The organism is Sphingobacterium mizutaii (genome assembly GCF_900187125.1).
Classification (GTDB): domain Bacteria; phylum Bacteroidota; class Bacteroidia; order Sphingobacteriales; family Sphingobacteriaceae; genus Sphingobacterium; species Sphingobacterium mizutaii.
This window is the reverse complement of record NZ_LT906468.1, coordinates 3,506,624-3,525,640: the sequence shown is the minus strand read 5'-3', so window position 1 is coordinate 3,525,640 and position 19,017 is coordinate 3,506,624. Positions and strand designations below refer to the sequence as shown.

The following is a 19,017-nucleotide window of genomic DNA, read 5'->3' as shown; positions in this document are numbered from 1 at the left end:
TTTGATACTTTTGTAAATTAAATTTTATACTTCTCTCAAAATGGCCATCATTCTAGGAATAGAATCTTCATGTGATGAAACTTCGGCCTCTATATGTATAGACGGCGAAATTAAGTCAAATATTATTGCAAGTCAAGCAATTCATGCTAAATATGGGGGTGTGGTTCCTGAGTTAGCTTCACGCGCACATCAACAAAACATCATTCCAACAGTAGACCAAGCTATCGCTGCTGCTAAAATACGGAAAAATGACATAGATGCAGTAGCTTTTACGCGAGGGCCTGGACTTTTAGGTGCATTATTGGTTGGAACTTCCTTCGCTAAATCATTTGCCTTGGCAATGGATATCCCTTTGATCGATGTCAATCATATGCAAGCTCATATCTTGGCACATTTTATCGATAATCCGAAGCCCCAATTCCCATTTCTATGTCTTACCGTTTCAGGTGGACATACCCAGATCGTTTTGGTCAAGGATTATTTTGAGATGGAATTGCTAGGTGAAACCTTAGACGATGCTGCCGGAGAGGCCTTTGATAAGACAGCAAAGATTTTGGACTTACCTTATCCAGGTGGTCCTTTGATCGATAAACATGCCCAAAACGGTAATCCCGATGCCTTTAAGTTGCCCGAACCGCAGATCGCTGATCTGAATTTCAGTTTCTCTGGTTTGAAAACCGCAATCTTATATTTGGTGCAGGCTGAAGTAAAACAGAACCCTAATTTCTTGAACGAAAAAATGGATGATCTTTGTGCTTCAGTTCAGAGCCGTATCGTTTCCATCCTATTGAATAAATTAAAGAAAGCAGCCAAACAGACTGGAGTGAAGGATATCGCTATCGCAGGAGGGGTATCTGCGAATTCTGGTTTAAGAAATGGACTGATCGAAATGGGGAAAAAATATAATTGGAATGTATTTATCCCTAAATTCGAGTATTGCACTGACAATGCGGCCATGATTGCCATTGCCGGTTACCAAAAGTTCTTGAAAGAAGATTTTATCGGACAAGAAGTAGGGCCTGTAGCTAGAATGGGAGTGTAAACCAGCTCAATTGGAGCTTCCTCAGGATTCTCCAGGCATGCAATCGCCAGAAAATTTTTAGTATTTATATTTCAGCATACCACTTGACCTTATTCGAGACTTATTCGGAAATCTCGCAATATGTCTCGAATAAGTCTCGGACCATTCCCGAAGGATAATTGCAGCATTGGTAAGGATAAATTTCTCATTTATCCTTTAATGTTTTAATCTGACTAAAAATTAAATCGGATTTATCTTATCTGAAATTGATCTTGACTTCAATCTTTTTGCCATCATTTCCTTTTTTCCAATCAGGTCCATTCTGGATAATCTGAATGGCTTTTTGGCTTAGGTCTGGATTGCTGGATTTCTTGATGCTGATATCGATCGGTCTTCCGAAAGTAGAGATATCGAAGACCAAGGTAACAGAGCCCTTGCCTAAGAGGGTCTGGTAAGAATTATCATTGATGTATTTCTTGTAGGCAACCCAACCCACCAATGGTTCTGATTTTACTTTTTGGGTCTTATTTCCATAACCAACCACCACGACTTCATCTAAATCTCCGAAGCTAGGTTTTAGCTGGACGATTTTATTGTTGCTAGCAGTAATCAATTCCTTTTCATAACCGAGGGAAAGGATTTCCAGCTTTTGGTTATCGGAAGTCAATGGCATGATATATTGTCCGGAAGAATCAGTCATGACCACATCGTTGGTTTTGACATCACGTACCGAAGCACTGACAATCGGTCTTCCCGATTGTTGGTCTAGCACACGGCCGGTGGCTAATTTTTTAACATCTTGAAGCGAGCTGATGCGATCGGCAGCGACGCCGGCAACCTGTCCAGCGAGTTTTGACTTGGCTGGCGCTTTGCCATTCATCACGATTACATTGGATTGGTCAGCCCTTTTGAAGGATCTAGCATCGTTGGATGCTATCATATTGTCGTATTTATCATGGAATGCGCTGGTATCAGCACGAGGTACTTCCCGTAAGAATACATCCTGGTTATCCGCTAGGACCTCTTCCACTGTAGGTCTGCTTACCTTACTGGATTGCTTTCTTTCTTCTGGCTTTGCAGTTTCTGCTTGTGCTGGTTCGGTAGGAGTAGCAAGTGCAATCAGGTTATCCTCATCCGAGATAGCATCTAAACTATCCAGATGGATACTGTTCAAGGTGGTATCAGTAGGAACCTCAACCTTATTGTCCATGGCAACGGTTTCCATCGTCTCAGCAACCTTGTTCTGATCTCTATTTAAATACCAAATGCTGCCAATACCTAATGCCAGTAACACCGAAGCTGCGATGGATAGGTTTCTATAGAAGCTGATTGACCTTACTTTCTCTGGATGCGTTCTTTCGAAAATAGCGGTATGAAGGTCTGCAACCTCTAACGGGCTGTTTAGTTTTTTCTCCTCTTCCAGTCCCATCAATACATCCATTAAAAGTTCATCTTCATGAGATGCCTTTTCAATAGCATACATTTCGGAGTCGCTCAGTTCTCCGTTCACGTATTTACGTAGGTATGCTATGTCAAAGTTCTTATTCATGAGAATTCCTTTCCATACAGTTCTTCAAATTCCTTTTGCCATTTTGGATATAGCTTTTTACATCGTTCATGCTGAAACCGGTTATTTCGACCACTTCTTTGTAGCATTTCTGTTCGATGAAAAAGAGCTGAATACTTTTCTTTTGTTTTTCTATTAAGGTATCCAAGCAGCTTTCCAGTCTCAATAACTGTTCCTCCCTTTCTTGATAGTTTTCCTCCTGATGCAGGTTCATAGAAAATTCCACAAAATTATCTGTAACAATTTCTTGTTTGTTTTTTGCAGAACGCAAGGCCATCAGGCAATGGTTCTTACTGACCACATAGAGCCAGCGTGGGAAGTCTTGGATGTCTTGTTTCTTGACTTTGTCGATAAGTTCTTCAAAGATCTGCATGACGGCATCCTGGCTGCGCTCAGTCTCTTTAAAGTAGCGTAAACACACATAATAGACCATTTCACTATGCTTTTGATAGAGGTCACCCAGATGGTTGAGGTCGCCATCCAGCAGATAGAGTTTTAGCAGATCTTCATCCGATAGATTTTTCTGTTTTGACAAGGTCCTAGTGCTCATTTACTGCTGAAAATTAATTTTTTTTTCTCGTTTATGGAAATTTGATTTTTTCTGCATCCCTTGGCAAAACTTACTAGTCATGAATAAAATATTTGCATTATTAGTCTTTTTGCTTACTCTAGGTAGTAGCGGACTAGCCCAAGAAGGAATCATTAAAGGTATTGTAACTGAGGCGGGAACACAGGCCGCACTTGCTGGTGTGGAGGTTCGTGTGGAAGGAAAGCAGCAATCAACGCTGACCGATCAGCAAGGTGCATTTTCCATAAAAGCTGCTGAAAAAGATATTTTGGTTTTTAAATTTTTAGGGTACGAAACTAAAAAAGTAAAGGTAGGCAAGAAGAAAACCATTAAGGTAATACTGCAAGCCGAAAATACTTTATTAGAAGAGGTTGTTGTCATTGGCCATGGCAATACGGCAAAAAGTAAAATGATAGGAAGTATACAAGGACGTGCATACGGTCTTTATGTTCAACCTAGACCTCAAAATACGGAAACTTACGATCGTTTTGATGAGAATGGTTTTATTTCTCCTACAAAAGAAGCTTTGTCAACTTTTGCAGTGGATGTGGATGCCGCTTCTTATTCTAATGTAAGAAGGATGATCAATGCTGGTCAATTGCCTCCGAAAGATGCAGTAAGGGTTGAAGAGATGATCAATTATTTCCAATATGATTTACAGGGGCCGAACAATGGCGACCCAGTGAAGATCTATACCGAATTGACCACTTCGCCATGGAACAAGGAGCATCAATTGATGCGAATTGCCTTGAAGGCAAAAGATATCCCTAAGGAAAATTTAAAGGCCTCCAATTTTGTGTTCTTGATCGATGTTTCAGGATCCATGATGGGTGATAATAGATTGCCATTGGTGCAGTCTTCCTTGAAAATGTTGGTCGATCAATTGAGACCAGAAGATAAGGTTGCTATTGTGACCTATGCAGGTTCAGCGGGCGTTAAATTAGAAAGCACCCGCGGTGATCAAAAAATGAAAATCAAGACTGCGATCGATGAACTGACCGCTGGTGGATCTACTGCCGGTGGAGAAGGGATCAAGAAAGCCTATCAGATTGCCCGCGCGAATTTTATTAAGGATGGCAATAACAGAATTATCCTGGCATCGGATGGTGATTTCAATGTAGGTGAGTCCAGTGATGAAGCGATGGAGGACCTGATTGCCAAAGAACGTGAAAGTGGAGTGAACCTGACTGTACTTGGATATGGAATGGGCAACCTGAAAGATAGCAAGATGGAGACTTTGGCTGACAAGGGAAGAGGTAACTATGCGTATATAGACAATATTTCAGAAGCGAGAAAGGCGATGGTGACTGAATTTGGAGCGACCTTGTTTACCGTTGCTAAGGATGTGAAGATCCAAGTGGAGTTTAATCCTGCCTATGTACAGGCCTATAGATTGGTGGGCTATGAAAACCGTTTATTGGAAGCAGAAGACTTCAATAATGATGCTAAGATCGGCGGTGATATGGGCGTTGGACATACCGTAACTGCGATTTATGAAATCATTCCAGTAGGAGTAAAGAGTTCGATTATTGGAACGGTGGACCCTTTGAAATACCAGAATAATGATAAACCAAACTTGGGTTCCAAGAACGGAGAGTTGGCGACTGTGAAATTCAGGTACAAAGATCCAAAATCCGACAAGAGTGAATTGCAACAGACTGTCGTGAAAGATGCCCCCAAAGCATTTGATTCCATAAGCGAGGATTTCCGTTTTGCAACCGCAGTTGCTGAATTTGGAATGTTGCTGCGCAATTCAGATTACAAGCAAAATTCAAGCTTTTCAAGCTTGATCGCCCGTGCAAAAGCTGCAAAAGGAAAAGATGATGAAGGCTATCGCGCAGAATTTATTCGTATGGCAGAAAATAGTAAGTCAATTGTCGACACAGAAAAGTAAAAAGGTAGAGATAAATAGTTTTTAAAGGTTATTATTTTTAAAGGTTCGCGAAAGCGAACCTTTTTTCTTTTACGAATAAGCCATAAACCATGATATATAAAAAGGTTGATACCCTATCAGACGTCTTTACCTTGGTCCATCCGATGGGTGAGCCTGTCGAACACCGTATCCTCGGTTGGCGAGCGGCATCTCAGCTTCGCTCGACAACCGTACGATGACAAGTTTGTTAAATCTATGTTTCTAGGTATTTAAACCAATATTTATTTTCTATAAAAATCTCTTTCTTGCGACATACTGCCCTGGAAGGGCAGAATTATTTTAGCAATGGTTTCAAACAATATAGGGTTAATGCAAAAACGAAGTTCGATTAATCGAACTTCGTTTTTGCGCGACTTTCAGGCTAACGTGCCATGTCTGCTAAAATAATGGAACCCCAAAAGGGGTTATAACTCTAAAATTAAAAAAAATATTTTTTGCCATCCACTTTGCTGTCATCACCTTCCGATAAATTTAGTCCAAATTTTTACTTCTCAAGATGACCATCAATAGGAACCTAAAGGATTATCAAGTACGAAGTCGAGTTGACAACAATTTTCTTTGTTGCTTTTTCGCGTTAATTTAAGGCAAAAAGAGTATCGAAACCATACAATCAATAAGTTTATTGGCGTACAGTTCCTGCACCTTTCGGTGCACGATGACAGGACCTGATGGAGGAAAACCGAACAGATTCTTCACTGATCGTTCAGAATTGGAAATGCGCTGGAGAGGGATTCATAGAAAGCTAAAGGAGGAGCATCTCGGCTTCGCTCGATAACCGTGTAGCCAAATCCTGGTTCTTTCCCAGATCTTGGTCTATCCTCTTATCCCGAACATCCTGGTTCAAAAACCCTCTTATCCCGAACATCCATACAGTATGGATAAACTACTTATCCTTCTGCTTTTCTTTCCACTGTTGCGAAAATGATTTATCAGCGATTTTCGGAAGTTCACGTTGGTTGCCCCAAGCTTTTTTGAAGAACTTGCGGATAAAGAAATTTTTGGTCTTTCCACCAAAGAAATCAATGATCTTTCTTTTTTGGATTGCCCAGGTAAACATGCTCCAGCCTTTTTTCTCTACGGATGAAACGAGGTCTTGTTGGACGGCATCCCTTCTATTGACCAAAAGCATCTTTTGGATATCGATGCCTACAGGGCAAACTTCCGTGCACTTTCCGCATAGTGAAGAAGCATAACTTAAGTGCTTAAACTCTTTCATGCCGTTGAGGTGCGGGGAGATCAGGGATCCAATAGGTCCTTGATAGGTGGTTTCATAAGTATGTCCACCAATATTTTGATAGATTGGACAGACATTCAGGCAGGCGCCGCAACGGATGCAATACAATCCTTGGCGTTGTTCCTTCTGTTCAAGGACATTGGTACGGCCATTATCCAATAAGATAACATACATCTCATCGGGACCGTCATATTCTGTGTTTTTACGTGGGCCATTTAGGACCGTATTGTAAACGGTAAGATTTTGACCTGTTCCATGGGTTGCCAATAAAGGCCAGAAAAGATCAAGGTCATTTAAGCTGGGAAGCACCTTTTCGATGCCTACAACTGCAATATGTACCTTAGGGAAAGTGGTGGTCAATCGGGCATTACCTTCATTCTCCGTAATGGCGATCGCACCAGTATCCGCTATCAGGAAGTTTGCACCAGTGATCCCAATATCCGCTTGGGTATATTTCTCTCTCAAGATTTCCCTAGCTTTCATGGTCAGCTCCTCTGCAGTAGCTTCTAATGGAGTCTCGAATTTCTCATGGAAAAGTTTGGCAATTTCTTCCAAACTCAGGTGCATGGCAGGAGTAACGAAATGATAAGGCTTTTGTCCTAAGAGCTGGATGATGAATTCACCGAGGTCACTTTCAATGGTCTCGATGTTTTTCTTTTCCAGGAAATGGTTGAGCTCAATTTCTTCGGTTGCCATGGACTTAGATTTTACCACCGATTTAGCTTGGTGCTGTTCCATGATCTTCCCGATTTCCTCGCGCGCTTCTTCTGCATCATTAGCCCAGATTACCTTGCCGCCACGAGCTGTGAAATTTGACTCAAAATCCAAGAGATAGCGATCGAGGTTTTCAATCACCTTCCATTTGATCAGGTTTGCCTTGATCTTGGAATTCTCCAGGTCAAGGAACTTACTTTTCCCTTTTTCAAAAGCATGTTCATACTTATCAATATTATTATTGATAATCTGCCTATGCTGTAAATCAAAGGATTTTGAAGCACTATCTTTCAGGAATTTCTCAGCTACTGTCTGTGCCATAGGGATGTTCTGTTGCTAATGCAAAAATAAAGGTTGAGCGTGAAAATCAACCAATTTTAAAGATAAAAAAATATCTGCTAATGGCAGTATAATGTTTATAACTAAAGTTCTGTTCAAAATTTGGAAAGAGAACAAAAAAATAGCGGTCAATTTTGGTTGACCGCTATTATTGCTTTTATGTTTTTTATTTTTTCGGTTCGATTAAGCTGATGCTTAGTTCGTCCAATTGTTCTTTGGCAATTTCGGCAGGAGCATCGATCATGACATCGCGTCCGGAGTTGTTTTTCGGGAATGCGATAAAGTCACGGATGGTTTCCTGACCTCCCAAAATAGCAGTCAGACGGTCAAGACCGAAAGCTAAACCACCATGTGGAGGGGCTCCATATTGGAATGCATTCATTAAGAAACCAAACTGAGCTTGTGCCTGTTCAGGAGTAAAGCCTAGGTGCTTGAACATCAGGGCTTGCATGTCCTTATCATGGATACGGATGGAACCACCACCGATTTCATTTCCGTTCAATACCAAGTCATAAGCATTTGCGCGAACCTTTCCTGGATCAGTGTCCAATAAAGGCATATCCTCTAGCTTTGGAGAAGTGAATGGATGGTGCATGGCGTGGAATCTTTCAGTTTCCTCGTCCCATTCCAATAATGGGAAGTCGACAACCCAAAGTGGAGCAAATTCATTTGGCTTACGTAAGCCCATGCGATTGCCTAATTCCATACGCAAGGCGCTTAACTGTGCTCTAGTTTTGTTGGCAGGGCCAGAAAGGATTAGGATCAGGTCGCCAGCTTGTGCGCCAGTTGCCTCCGCCCATTGAGCAAGATCCGCTTGGTCGTAGAATTTATCTACTGATGATTTATAAGTTCCATCAGCTTCACATTTCACATAGACCATTCCGGAAGCTCCTACTTGAGGACGCTTAACCCAGTCAACCAATTCATCGATTTGTTTCCTGGTATAAGAAGCAGCCCCTGGAACGGCGATACCTACTACTAATTCAGCGTTGTTGAAGATAGCGAAGTCCTTATGTTGTGCTACTGCGTTTAGTTCGCCAAACTTCATTCCGAAACGGATATCTGGTTTGTCATTACCATAGGTGCGCATCGCTTCGTCGAAAGTCATTCTAGGGAATTGATCTAATTCAATGCCATGGATAGTCTTTAATAGGTGACGGGTCATGCCTTCGAATACGTTCAAGATATCTTCTTGTTCTACGAAAGACATTTCGCAGTCAATCTGGGTAAACTCAGGTTGTCTATCGGCACGTAAATCCTCATCACGGAAACATTTCACGATTTGGAAATATTTATCCATTCCGCCCACCATTAACAATTGTTTAAAGGTTTGAGGTGATTGAGGAAGTGCGTAAAACTGTCCCGGGTTCATGCGTGATGGCACGATAAAGTCACGAGCACCTTCTGGAGTGGACTTTATTAAATAAGGAGTTTCGATTTCACAGAAATCTAATGCAGACAAGTAGTTTCTGACTTCTTGCGTCACCTTATGGCGGAACAATAAGCTGTTCTTTACTGGATTTCTACGGATATCCAAATAACGGTATTTCATACGGATGTCTTCACCACCGTCTGTTTCATCTTCTATAGTAAAAGGAGGTAATTTGGATTCGTTCAGCACTTGTAGGTTGCTGACTTTGATTTCAATATCTCCAGTAGGGATTTTAGGGTTTTTGCTGGAACGTTCTATTACGGTACCAGTCACCTTGATAACATACTCTCTACCCAATTCGCGGGCTTGGCTACGAAGGGATTCATTGTCTTCGCTATTGAAAGTGAGCTGAGTAATACCATATCTATCACGAACATCAATAAATGTCATTCCACCTAAATCGCGTGATTTTTGGACCCATCCGCTCAGGGTTACGGTTTTTCCTAGGTCTTCAATTCTTAATTCGCCACAAGTATGTGTTCTGTGCATGATTATCTCATTTTTATTGAGCCACAAAATTATTGCATTTATGCGAGAATAAAGAATATTTAAGCAATAAGCAGCAAGAGGGAAGGGCTTGCCTCCATGTTCGATGAATTCCAGGTCAAAAATCCCCTGATTCTACCACTTTCCCCCACTTGACCTATCATTTGTTTTCAGTTGCTCCACTTTCCCCCACTTGACCTATCATTTGTTTTCAGTTGCTCCACTTTGCCCCACTTTTGCTGTTTTTGGGGCTTACAATTCCTTAAAAACAAGAGAATTGAGGCTAAATATTACTGTTATGGCGATGATTTTTACAATTCTTAATTTATTGTGTTTCAATATTATTATGCTTTTAAAGTGCGTTGAAGGGCTTTTTTGTAGTCGATAGGCTATGTGGAAAACTTTTTTGTGGGGCATTGTGGGAGATTGTGGGAGAAAGTGTATACTTTTACATTAAAATTAGAGTAGAAATAGGTCAAATGATTCAATTAATCGGAGAATTCGAATGCAAGCTGGACACCAAAGGAAGAATGGTGATCCCTGCTGCGCTCAAAAGGCAACTGCCTGATGTAGAGCGCGAGGGGCTTGTTATGAATCGCGGTTTCGAGAAGAATTTAGTGATCTATACCAAAGAAGAATGGAGCAAAAAAATGCTTCAACTTTCGAAATTGAACCAGTACAACGAGAAGAACAGGATATTCATCCGTCAGTTTATGCGTGGTGCTACGGAGCTTTCTTTGGATTCTGCGGGTAGGGTGCTTTTGCCAAAATCATTGTTGGAATATGCGCATGTAACAGGCGAAGTTTTCTTGCAATGCCAGTTTGATAAAATTGAGGTTTGGGCGAAAGACGAATACGAAAAAATGATGGACAGTAGTACTGACGAAGATTTTTCTGCATTGGCTGAGGAAGTAATGGGTGGATTTAACTTTGCAGGAGATGGGAATGAATAATGAAATCGGATATCACGTTCCTGTCATGTTGCAGGAATGTATAGACGCACTAGCAATAAAACCAAACGGAATCTATGTGGATGTAACGTTTGGGGGTGGCGGACACTCGAAGGAGATCCTGAAGCATTTGGGGCCTCAAGGCAGATTGATCGCTTTTGATCAAGATCCAGATGCCATCAAAAACACACTTCCTGATGATCGATTTACATTGATTCATCAAAATTTTAAGTTCTTAAAAAATTATTTGCGACTGGAAGGGGTGAAACAAGTGGACGGGATTTTGGCTGACTTGGGGGTTTCATCACATCAATTTGACGCTGCTGATCGTGGTTTTTCCATCCGTTTTGATGCGGACCTGGATATGCGAATGGATCAGGTGGCTGATTTGGACGCCCGTAAAGTGCTGAACACTTATCCTGAAGAAGAATTGCACAGGATCTTTGGGATGTACGGTGAGATTCAGAATGCTAAATCATTGGCCAAAACGATTGTAACCGGCCGATTGAGCAATCCGATACAGACGGTTGCCGAATTGAAGCAGGTCATCCAGAAACTGGTCCCTAAGGGGAAAGAGCATAAGTACCATGCCCAGGTTTTTCAGGCCTTGCGCATTGAGGTAAACAAGGAGCTGGAAGCATTACAGGAGTTCTTGGAGCAGACCTCCTTGGTCTTGAAGCCAGAAGGTCGTTTGGTAGTGATGTCTTACCATTCATTGGAAGACAGGTTGGTGAAGAATTTCATGGCCAAAGGAAAGTTCAAGGGAGAAGTGGAGAAGGATTTCTTTGGGAATGAGATTAAGCCATTTAAAGTGATCAGTAGAAAAGCGATCGTTGCTTCGGAAGATGAAGTAAAACAGAACAACAGAGCACGCAGTGCCAAGTTGAGGATTGCAGAAAAAATATAGTAGAGTAGGTATATGGCAAAGAGAAATACTATAAAGCAAAATGAGCTGAGTGAAGAAGTGCAAGAGGAGATGTCTGATGCACTGGAAGAAAAGGTTGAGGAAACCCAGGACTTCCTGAAAACCTTCTTTTCTCAGAAAAAGCTTTCTACATACCTAGTTGCCAAGAATTTACCTTTCGTGGCATTTCTTGCCTTATTAGGTTTGCTGTATATCTCAAACCGACACTTGGCAGAGAACACGGTAAGAAGGATCGATAAGTTGGGCAGGGAAGTGAAGGAGTTGAGTTGGGACTATAAATCATTGAATGCGGAGTTGATGAAATTGACGACGCAGACTGAGATTGCAAAGCGTGCGGATACCTTGGGATTGAAAGAAAGAACAGAACCGCCAATCAAGTTGGAGATAGTAAGGGAAGTAAAATAAAGATTAAGACCAAAACATGAATATTAGGAAGTCCATATTGATTAGGGTGTACCTGGCGTTTGGCCTGATGGTTTTTGGTGCTTTAATGGTATTTGGGAAGTTGTTGCATTTGCAATATGTGGACGGGGATAAGTGGCGTGAGATTGCAGACAGCTTGACGATCCGCGAACGTGTGATCGAAGCGGCAAGAGGAAATATTTATTCCAATGACGGAAGTTTACTGGCTACTTCTGTTCCGGAATATGAGATACGGTTTGATGCGATGGCCATTCCATCCGAGCACAACCAAGTGTTCAATGCTCGGGTGGATTCTTTGGCCAGTAAGCTAGCGACCTTTTTTAAGGATAAATCGGCCAGACAGTACTTGACTTATTTAAAAGAGGCAAGAGCTAAAAAACAACGTTACGTATTAATCAAGCGTAATGTATCACACCAACAGTTGAAGGTCTTGAAGACCTTTCCTTTGTTGAGAAACTTTAAGGAAGAGAAGGAAAGATTCTCGAGTTCTTTGATAGCAGTTAGAGAAAACAAGCGTATTCTGCCATTTACCAATTTGGCGGCTCGTACTATTGGTTATAAAAACAGTAAGGGCGATACGGTTCGAGTTGGACTGGAAGGTGCTTACGGCGATTATATCGAAGGCAAGAGCGGCGTGCAGTTGATGCAGCGTATAGCAGGTGGGGTTTGGATTCCGGTGAACCGTGAGGTGGAGGTTGCTCCAACGGATGGTTCGGATATCATTGCCACCATAGATGTGAATATGCAAGACATGGCACAACGTGCTTTGGAAAAACAGTTGATCGTAAGTAATGCAGATAATGGTTGCGTGATTTTAATGGAGGTGGCAACCGGAGAGGTGCGTGCGATAGCCAACTTTACCAGAGATGGCGAAGGGGTGTACAGAGAGAAATTCAATTATGCCATTGCGCAAGGTGCTGACCCTGGGTCTACATTCAAGGTTGCGTCGTACTTGGTGGCATTGGATGATAATAAAGTTGATACCAATACAGTGATCGATATCGGTAATGGTACTTGGAAAGTTCCTGGACATACCATTAAGGATTCGCATCCACCGAAGAAATCTAAGGTGACCATTAAGGAGGCTTTTGAAGAGTCTTCAAACGTTGGGGTTGCCAAAACAATCGGTAATGCTTATGGCAAGAACCCAGAGAAATTCACTGGCAAGTTACACGAATGGGGCATGGCTAAGCCTTTGGGCTTGCAGATCCCTGGAGAGGCTAACCCTTGGGTGAAGATGCCGGATAGCAGGTCTTGGAGTAAATTGTCATTGGTGCAGATGGCCTATGGCTATGAGTTGAAATTGACACCATTGCAAACATTGACTTTGTACAATGCAGTTGCTAATGATGGAAAGATGTTAGCTCCTTTATTCGTAAAAGAAATTCAACACCTAGGAACTACCGTTAAGAAGTTTGAAGCCAGGGTGATCAATAAGCAAATTGCTTCAAAAGAAGCGATCGGCAAAATGCAGAAGATGATGGAAGGCGTGATGGTTGAAGGGACTGGTAAGAAGTTGAGAAGCCCACTTTATTCTTCGGCTGGAAAAACGGGCACAGCTCAGATGGCTGATGGGTCAAGGGGATATGGTGCTAGAAGGTATCAATCTTCCTTTGCGGGATACTTCCCGGCTGAGAACCCTAAGTATTCCATGATTGTGGTGATCCGTAATCCTAGAAATGGATACTATGGTGGTTCAGTTGCTGGTCCGGTATTCAGGGAGTTGGCAGATATGGTTTTTGCAAATGATTTGTCATTGCACAAAACATTTAACAATAGAAAAGTGAATGTGGCTGGAAATAAAGTTCCATACACATTGAAAGGTTCTAAAGATGCAACTGCGAAGGTTTATGAGATGTTGGGTGTGCAATCGGTGAACTGGAATTCAATTGTGGCTGCGGATAAAGATTCGGCGAACCATTCGGCAGAAGCCTTTACGGTTGCCGAGTACAAGGAGGGCGTTGTTCCGAATGTGAAGGGGATGGGATTGGTCGATGCGATCTACGCGATGGAGAACGCTGGTTTTAAAACTACAGTAAAAGGTAAGGGAAGAGTAATAAATCAATCATTGGTGGCCGGTCAGAAATTGAAACCTGGCACCCGTGTTCTAATAGAATTGAATTAATATGTTGTTGAAAGAGTTGCTACATGCCATTCCGGTAATCGATTACCGTGGGTCTCTGGACACAGAGGTTAGCGCGCTATGCTTGGATTCAAGGAAAGCGGTTAAGGGCAGTGCGTTTGTGGCAGTTCGTGGGCATCAGACCGATGGACATCTATTCGTTAATAAAGCAATTGAATTAGGTGCTTCCGTGGTGCTGGTAGAAGAATTACCAGAGGAGATCAAAGAAGATGTAGTATATGTGGTAGTCGGCGATTCGGCTTATGCATTAGGTGTAATGGCCTCTACATTTTACGGAAATCCTTCCTCGAAATTGAAATTAGTAGGGGTAACAGGTACCAATGGGAAAACGACCGTGGCGACCTTGCTTTTTAACCTGTTCAGCCGATTAGGGTTTCATGTGGGCTTATTGTCCACGGTGCAGAACCAAATAGGTGAGCGTGTGGTGGAAGCAACCCATACCACTCCTGATCCGATATCATTGAATTCCCTGTTGAAGGAAATGGTGGAAGATGGATGTGACTACTGTTTTATGGAAGTGAGTTCGCATGCGGTTGTTCAGCAACGCATTGCCGGGTTGAAATTTGCGGGTGGCATCTTTACCAATATCACCCATGATCACTTGGACTTCCATGGAACTTTCGCCAACTATATCAAGGCGAAGAAAAAGTTCTTTGATGATTTAGACAGATATGCATTTGCATTGACCAATATCGATGATAAAAATGGTCAGGTGATGCTTCAGAATACATTTGCGCATAAGAAAACCTATGGTTTGCACCAAATGGCAGACTTTAAGGCTAAAATCTTGGAAAGCCATTTTGATGGGATGCTATTGCAGGTTGATGGACAAGAAGTGTGGGTGAAGTTGGTTGGTGATTTCAATGCGTATAACCTATTGGCTGTGTATGGTGCTTCTATTTTATTGGAGCAAGAGACAGTGAAGGTTTTGATGGCATTGAGCGAGATCACTGGAGCAGAAGGACGTTTTGAAACCATGAAATCCTCGACAGGTGTGGTTGCCATTGTGGATTATGCCCATACGCCAGATGCGGTTGAAAATGTATTGGAAACCATTGGCGGATTGAGGAAACCTGGACAGCAGATCTTGACGGTTTTAGGTTGTGGTGGAGATCGTGATAAGACCAAGCGCCCTGAGATGGCGGAAGTGGCATCGAGGTTAAGCGATAAAGTGGTCTTGACTTCTGACAATCCGAGGACGGAAGATCCTGCAACCATCATCAAAGAGATGGAAGTTGGTATTTCCGCGGATAAGCGCAAGAATGTTTTCTCGATTACGGATAGAAGAGAGGCCATCCGTGCTGCTTTCCACCTAGCGCAACCAGGTGATGTAATCTTGGTGGCTGGAAAAGGACATGAGAAATATCAAGATATCAATGGGGTGAAAAATCACTTTGACGATAAAGAAGAATTAATAAAGATTTTTAACGAACATAATTAAACTGCATGCTTTACTATTTATTCACTTGGCTTAACGAGCACGTCCATATTCCTGGTGCTGGATTATTCCAATATATCTCGTTTCGTACAGCCATGGCAGTTATCCTTTCGTTAATCATCACCACGGTATTCGGTAGCCGATTGATTCGCTTACTGCACCAAAAACAAGTTGGAGAGACCATCCGCGATTTAGGATTGGAAGGTGAGAAAAAAAAGCAAGGAACCCCGACCATGGGTGGACTGATCATTATCGCCGGTATCTTGATTCCAACATTGCTCTTTGCAAAACTGGATAATATCTACATCATCCTGATGATCATTACGACGATCTGGATGGGTGCAATCGGATTCTTGGATGACTACATCAAAGTATTCCGTAAGAATAAAGAAGGATTGGCTGGGAAGTTTAAGGTGATTGGTCAGGTAGGATTAGGTGTGCTGATCGCGATTACTATGTATTTCCATCCTGAGATTGTTGCAAGACAACAGGTAGCAAATCCAACTTCTTCAAAACCAGTGGAAGTGATTATCAATCCATCAACTGGCGAGAAGACTTATGCTGAGAATGTGAAGTCTACAAAGACAAACATTCCATTTTACAAAAACAATGAGTTCGATTACGCCAAAGTATTGGACGTATTCGGTGTCAATAGCCCTTTGGCTACGTTCTTTGTTTTCTTGGTCGTTGTCGTGTTTATTATCACGGCGGTCTCCAATGGAGCGAATATTACAGATGGTATAGACGGGCTCGCCACGGGAACCTCCGCTATTATGGGGATTACCTTGGCTATCCTAGCCTATGTGTCGGGTAACATCATTTTTGCGGATTACCTGAACATTATGTTTATCCCGAATTCGGGTGAGCTGGTGATTTTTGCGGGTGCATTTGTTGGAGCCTGTACAGGTTTCCTTTGGTACAATGCCTACCCTGCACAAGTGTTTATGGGTGATACAGGAAGTTTGGCGATCGGTGGTATCATTGCTGCTTTCGCGATCCTGATCCGTAAAGAATTATTGATTCCGGTGTTGTGTGGTATTTTCTTGATTGAGAATCTATCGGTTATCCTTCAGGTTTCTTACTTCAAGTATACCAAGAAGAAATACGGTGAGGGCAGAAGGATCTTCCTGATGTCACCATTGCACCACCATTATCAGAAGAAAGGTTACCATGAGTCCAAGATCGTGACACGATTTGTGATTGTGTCGATCATGCTGGCCATTTTGACCATTGTCACATTAAAAGTAAGATAGTAGAAGATGCCGAACATAGCACATACATATTACCCCCAAACTGGCCGTCTAGTAATTTTAGGTGCAGGTGAGAGTGGAGTTGGTGCAGCAATCCTGGGAAAGGATAAGGGTTTTGATGTGTTTGTGTCAGATATGGGCGCTATAGCTGATACGTATAAAGCCACTTTGGAAAAAGAGGGTATCTCATTTGAAGAGGGACAGCACACAAAGGAATCGGTGATCAATGCCGACCTAGTGGTGAAGAGTCCTGGGATACCAGAGAAGGCTCCATTGATAAAGGAATTAAGAGGATTAGGCCTTCCGATCATTTCGGAAATCGAGTTTGCCGCTCAATATACCGATGCCAAATTATTGTGCATCACCGGGTCAAACGGGAAGACAACTTCCACTTTGTTGACTTACCATATATTGAAGAATGCAGGTTTGAATGTAGGCCTAGCCGGAAATATAGGAAATAGCTTTGCCTTGCAGGTAGCTAGAGAGCAACATGATGCTTACGTTTTGGAGATCTCCAGTTTTATGCTGGATGATATGTACCACTTCCGTGCTGATGTTGCCGTGATCTTGAATATCACACCCGATCATTTAGATCGATATGATTATAAGATGGAGAATTATGTGGCATCGAAGTTCCGCATGGTTCAAAATCAAAGACCGACGGACTACTTTATCTATTGTAAGGATGATCCGGAGACGATGGCAGCCCTGGAGAAACATCCTACAGCAGCAATGCATCTGCCATTTACACAAGAGGGAATAGTGGATACCGGAGCGTATCTGGACGACGAGAAGAATTTGAACATTTTAATACCAAATAGAGAAGCTTTTATCATGAATATCGAAGAATTATCACTGCAAGGCAAGCACAATGTTTACAACAACATGGCTTCAGGACTGGTTGCTAAGGCTCAGGAATTGAGAAACCAAACGATGAAGGAGAGCATGGGTTCTTTTGTAAACGTGGAACACAGATTGGAGCACGTAGCTTGTATCGGTGGGGTTAATTATATCAATGATTCTAAAGCGACCAATGTCAATTCGGTTTGGTATGCCTTGGAAAGTTTCTCTACAGATATCGTGTTGATTATGGGTGGTGTGGATAAAGGAAACGACTACGAGATGTTGAAGGACTTAGTGAAGTCAAAAGTGAAAGCGATCATCTGTATCGGAAAGGATACTGGCCGTATCCATGAAGCTTTTGAAGATGATACAGATGTGATCGTGAATAGTGCATCGATGAGTGATGCCGTTCAGATTGCTTCGCATCTGGCTAAGAAGGGTGATACGGTATTGTTATCGCCAGCATGTGCCAGCTTTGACTGGTTCAAGAACTACGAAGATCGTGGTGACAAATTTAAGGAAGCAGTAATGACTTTATAATTAGGAGGACAATGGAATACATTTTTTCTAAACTAAAAGGCGATAAATGGATCTGGATCATTGTGATCTTGTTGTCCATCTGGTCACTATTGGCTGTTTACAGCTCGGTAGGAACCTTGGCTTACAAGGAAGGAAAGGGTACTGAACTTTATTTATTCAAACACCTTTTCATAGTTGTGGCGGGTTTAGTGATGATGTATCTATCACACAAATTGGATTACCGCTATTATGCTGGGATTTCCAAATTGCTGATGGTAGTCACGATTCCATTGTTGTTATACACCCTAGTATTCGGAAGCAAGGTAAATGATGCCAGTCGTTGGTTGACCATCCCGGTGATCAATCAGACTTTCCAGACTTCGGATTTGGCGAAATTGGCTTTGATTACCTTCTTGGCAAGGATGTTATCCCGTAAGCAAGAGGAGATCAAGGACGTGAAGAAATCCTTTATTCCGATCATGGGAGCGGTTTGTTTTGTGTTCGTTTTAATCGCATGGGCAAACTTATCTACAGCTTTGATGCTGTTTGGTGTTAGTGTTTTGTTGCTGTTGATCGGTCGTATCAGTTTCAAACAGATTGCGGTGGTTTGTATGGGCGGTGGGGTTCTATTGATGCTGGTGATCTTTATGGGACCTAGACGGGCTACTTACCTGAGCCGTATTCAAGGTTTCTTCAATACAGAAGAAGTGCATGAAGGAAAAGGTTCCTTCCAGGATGATAAAAACTACCAGGCTAATAATGCCAAGATAGCGATTGCTACGGGCGAGATGTTTGGTAAAGGTGTTGGTAACAGTGTTCAGCGTAACGTATTACCTCACCCATATTCAGATTTTATTTTTGCCATTATCATTGAAGAGTATGGCACGATTGGAGGGGCGGTATTGCTCTTCCTGTATATCGCATTGATGTATCGATGTATCCGGATTGTCACCTTAAGTCCGCGGGCCTTCGGGGCGTTCCTGGCAGCCGGGTTGGGCTTCAGTCTGACGATTCAGGCTTTGGCAAACATGGCGGTTGCCGTTGGTCTTGGACCAGTGACCGGGGTTCCACTTCCGTTAGTGAGTATGGGGGGAACATCGATCTTATTTACGAGTGTAGCCTTGGGGATTATCCTAAGTGTGAGCCGTAATGTGGAAGAATTGAAAGTTAAAGAAGAAAAAGAAGTTGCAAAGGCTCCTCGCAAAGTGGTGGTTGGAACAATTTAATTGAAA

Annotated in this window: 14 protein-coding genes; 10 read left to right on the top strand and 4 right to left on the bottom strand. The window is 42.3% G+C overall.

Features of this window, described 5'->3' with window-relative positions:
• Nucleotides 1-40: 40 nt before the first annotated feature.
• On the top strand, nt 41-1,042 hold the full coding sequence (tsaD, locus tag CKW03_RS15250; RefSeq protein ID WP_093098405.1) for a tRNA (adenosine(37)-N6)-threonylcarbamoyltransferase complex transferase subunit TsaD: 1,002 nt from the start codon (nt 41-43) through the stop codon (nt 1,040-1,042).
• Nucleotides 1,043-1,277: 235 nt separating this feature from the next.
• Here the strand turns inward: tsaD and CKW03_RS15245 are convergent, their stop codons facing one another.
• Nucleotides 1,278-2,570, bottom strand: coding sequence for a carboxypeptidase-like regulatory domain-containing protein (locus tag CKW03_RS15245; RefSeq protein WP_093098403.1), 1,293 nt, complete (start codon nt 2,568-2,570; stop codon nt 1,278-1,280).
• A complete protein-coding gene (locus CKW03_RS15240; RefSeq protein WP_093098401.1) occupies nt 2,563-3,138 on the bottom strand; it encodes an RNA polymerase sigma factor in 576 nt (191 codons plus the stop codon). Before CKW03_RS15240 ends, CKW03_RS15245 begins: the two co-directional genes overlap by 8 nt.
• 79 nt (nt 3,139-3,217) lie before the next feature.
• On the opposite strand from CKW03_RS15240, the gene CKW03_RS15235 reads away from it, so the two are divergent.
• A complete protein-coding gene (locus CKW03_RS15235) occupies nt 3,218-5,050 on the top strand; it encodes a YfbK domain-containing protein (RefSeq protein WP_093098399.1) in 1,833 nt (610 codons plus the stop codon).
• A 922-nt stretch (nt 5,051-5,972) separates the two neighbouring features.
• On the opposite strand, the gene CKW03_RS15230 is transcribed toward CKW03_RS15235, so the two are convergent.
• Entirely contained in the window at nt 5,973-7,358 is a 1,386-nt protein-coding gene (locus tag CKW03_RS15230) for a LutB/LldF family L-lactate oxidation iron-sulfur protein (RefSeq protein WP_093098397.1), read from the bottom strand.
• Nucleotides 7,359-7,542: 184 nt separating this feature from the next.
• Entirely contained in the window at nt 7,543-9,297 is a 1,755-nt protein-coding gene (gene aspS, locus CKW03_RS15225) for an aspartate--tRNA ligase (protein ID WP_093098395.1), read from the bottom strand.
• A 476-nt stretch (nt 9,298-9,773) separates the two neighbouring features.
• Here aspS and mraZ point away from each other — a divergent pair, with 476 nt between their 5' ends.
• From mraZ to CKW03_RS15185, 8 genes are read left to right on the top strand one after another with little or no spacing between them, the layout of a single operon-like run.
• Nucleotides 9,774-10,247: a division/cell wall cluster transcriptional repressor MraZ gene (gene mraZ / locus CKW03_RS15220; RefSeq protein ID WP_093098394.1), complete on the top strand. Its 474-nt coding sequence runs from the start codon at nt 9,774-9,776 to the stop codon at nt 10,245-10,247.
• Nucleotides 10,234-11,151 carry a 16S rRNA (cytosine(1402)-N(4))-methyltransferase RsmH gene (gene rsmH, locus CKW03_RS15215; protein WP_373865675.1) on the top strand — a complete coding sequence of 306 codons (918 nt, stop codon included), beginning with the start codon at nt 10,234-10,236 and terminating at the stop codon, nt 11,149-11,151. The genes mraZ and rsmH overlap by 14 nt, the downstream gene beginning before the upstream one ends.
• A gap of 12 nt (nt 11,152-11,163) precedes the next feature.
• The gene (locus CKW03_RS15210) at nt 11,164-11,574 is read left to right on the top strand and encodes an FtsL-like putative cell division protein (protein ID WP_093098392.1); all 411 of its coding nucleotides are present in this window, start codon (nt 11,164-11,166) and stop codon (nt 11,572-11,574) included.
• Nucleotides 11,575-11,590: 16 nt separating this feature from the next.
• The gene (locus CKW03_RS15205) at nt 11,591-13,717 is read left to right on the top strand and encodes a PASTA domain-containing penicillin-binding protein (protein ID WP_093098391.1); all 2,127 of its coding nucleotides are present in this window, start codon (nt 11,591-11,593) and stop codon (nt 13,715-13,717) included.
• A 1-nt stretch (nt 13,718) separates the two neighbouring features.
• Entirely contained in the window at nt 13,719-15,176 is a 1,458-nt protein-coding gene (locus CKW03_RS15200; protein ID WP_093098389.1) for a UDP-N-acetylmuramoyl-L-alanyl-D-glutamate--2,6-diaminopimelate ligase, read from the top strand.
• A 5-nt stretch (nt 15,177-15,181) separates the two neighbouring features.
• Complete coding sequence (gene mraY / locus CKW03_RS15195) at nt 15,182-16,426, top strand: phospho-N-acetylmuramoyl-pentapeptide-transferase (RefSeq protein ID WP_093098388.1); 1,245 nt, start codon at nt 15,182-15,184, stop codon at nt 16,424-16,426.
• A 6-nt stretch (nt 16,427-16,432) separates the two neighbouring features.
• Nucleotides 16,433-17,806, top strand: a complete 1,374-nt coding sequence (gene murD / locus CKW03_RS15190; RefSeq protein ID WP_093098386.1) for a UDP-N-acetylmuramoyl-L-alanine--D-glutamate ligase — start codon at nt 16,433-16,435, stop codon at nt 17,804-17,806.
• Between the two features lie 11 nt (nt 17,807-17,817).
• Nucleotides 17,818-19,011: an FtsW/RodA/SpoVE family cell cycle protein gene (locus tag CKW03_RS15185; protein WP_093098385.1), complete on the top strand. Its 1,194-nt coding sequence runs from the start codon at nt 17,818-17,820 to the stop codon at nt 19,009-19,011.
• Nucleotides 19,012-19,017 lie beyond the last annotated feature (6 nt).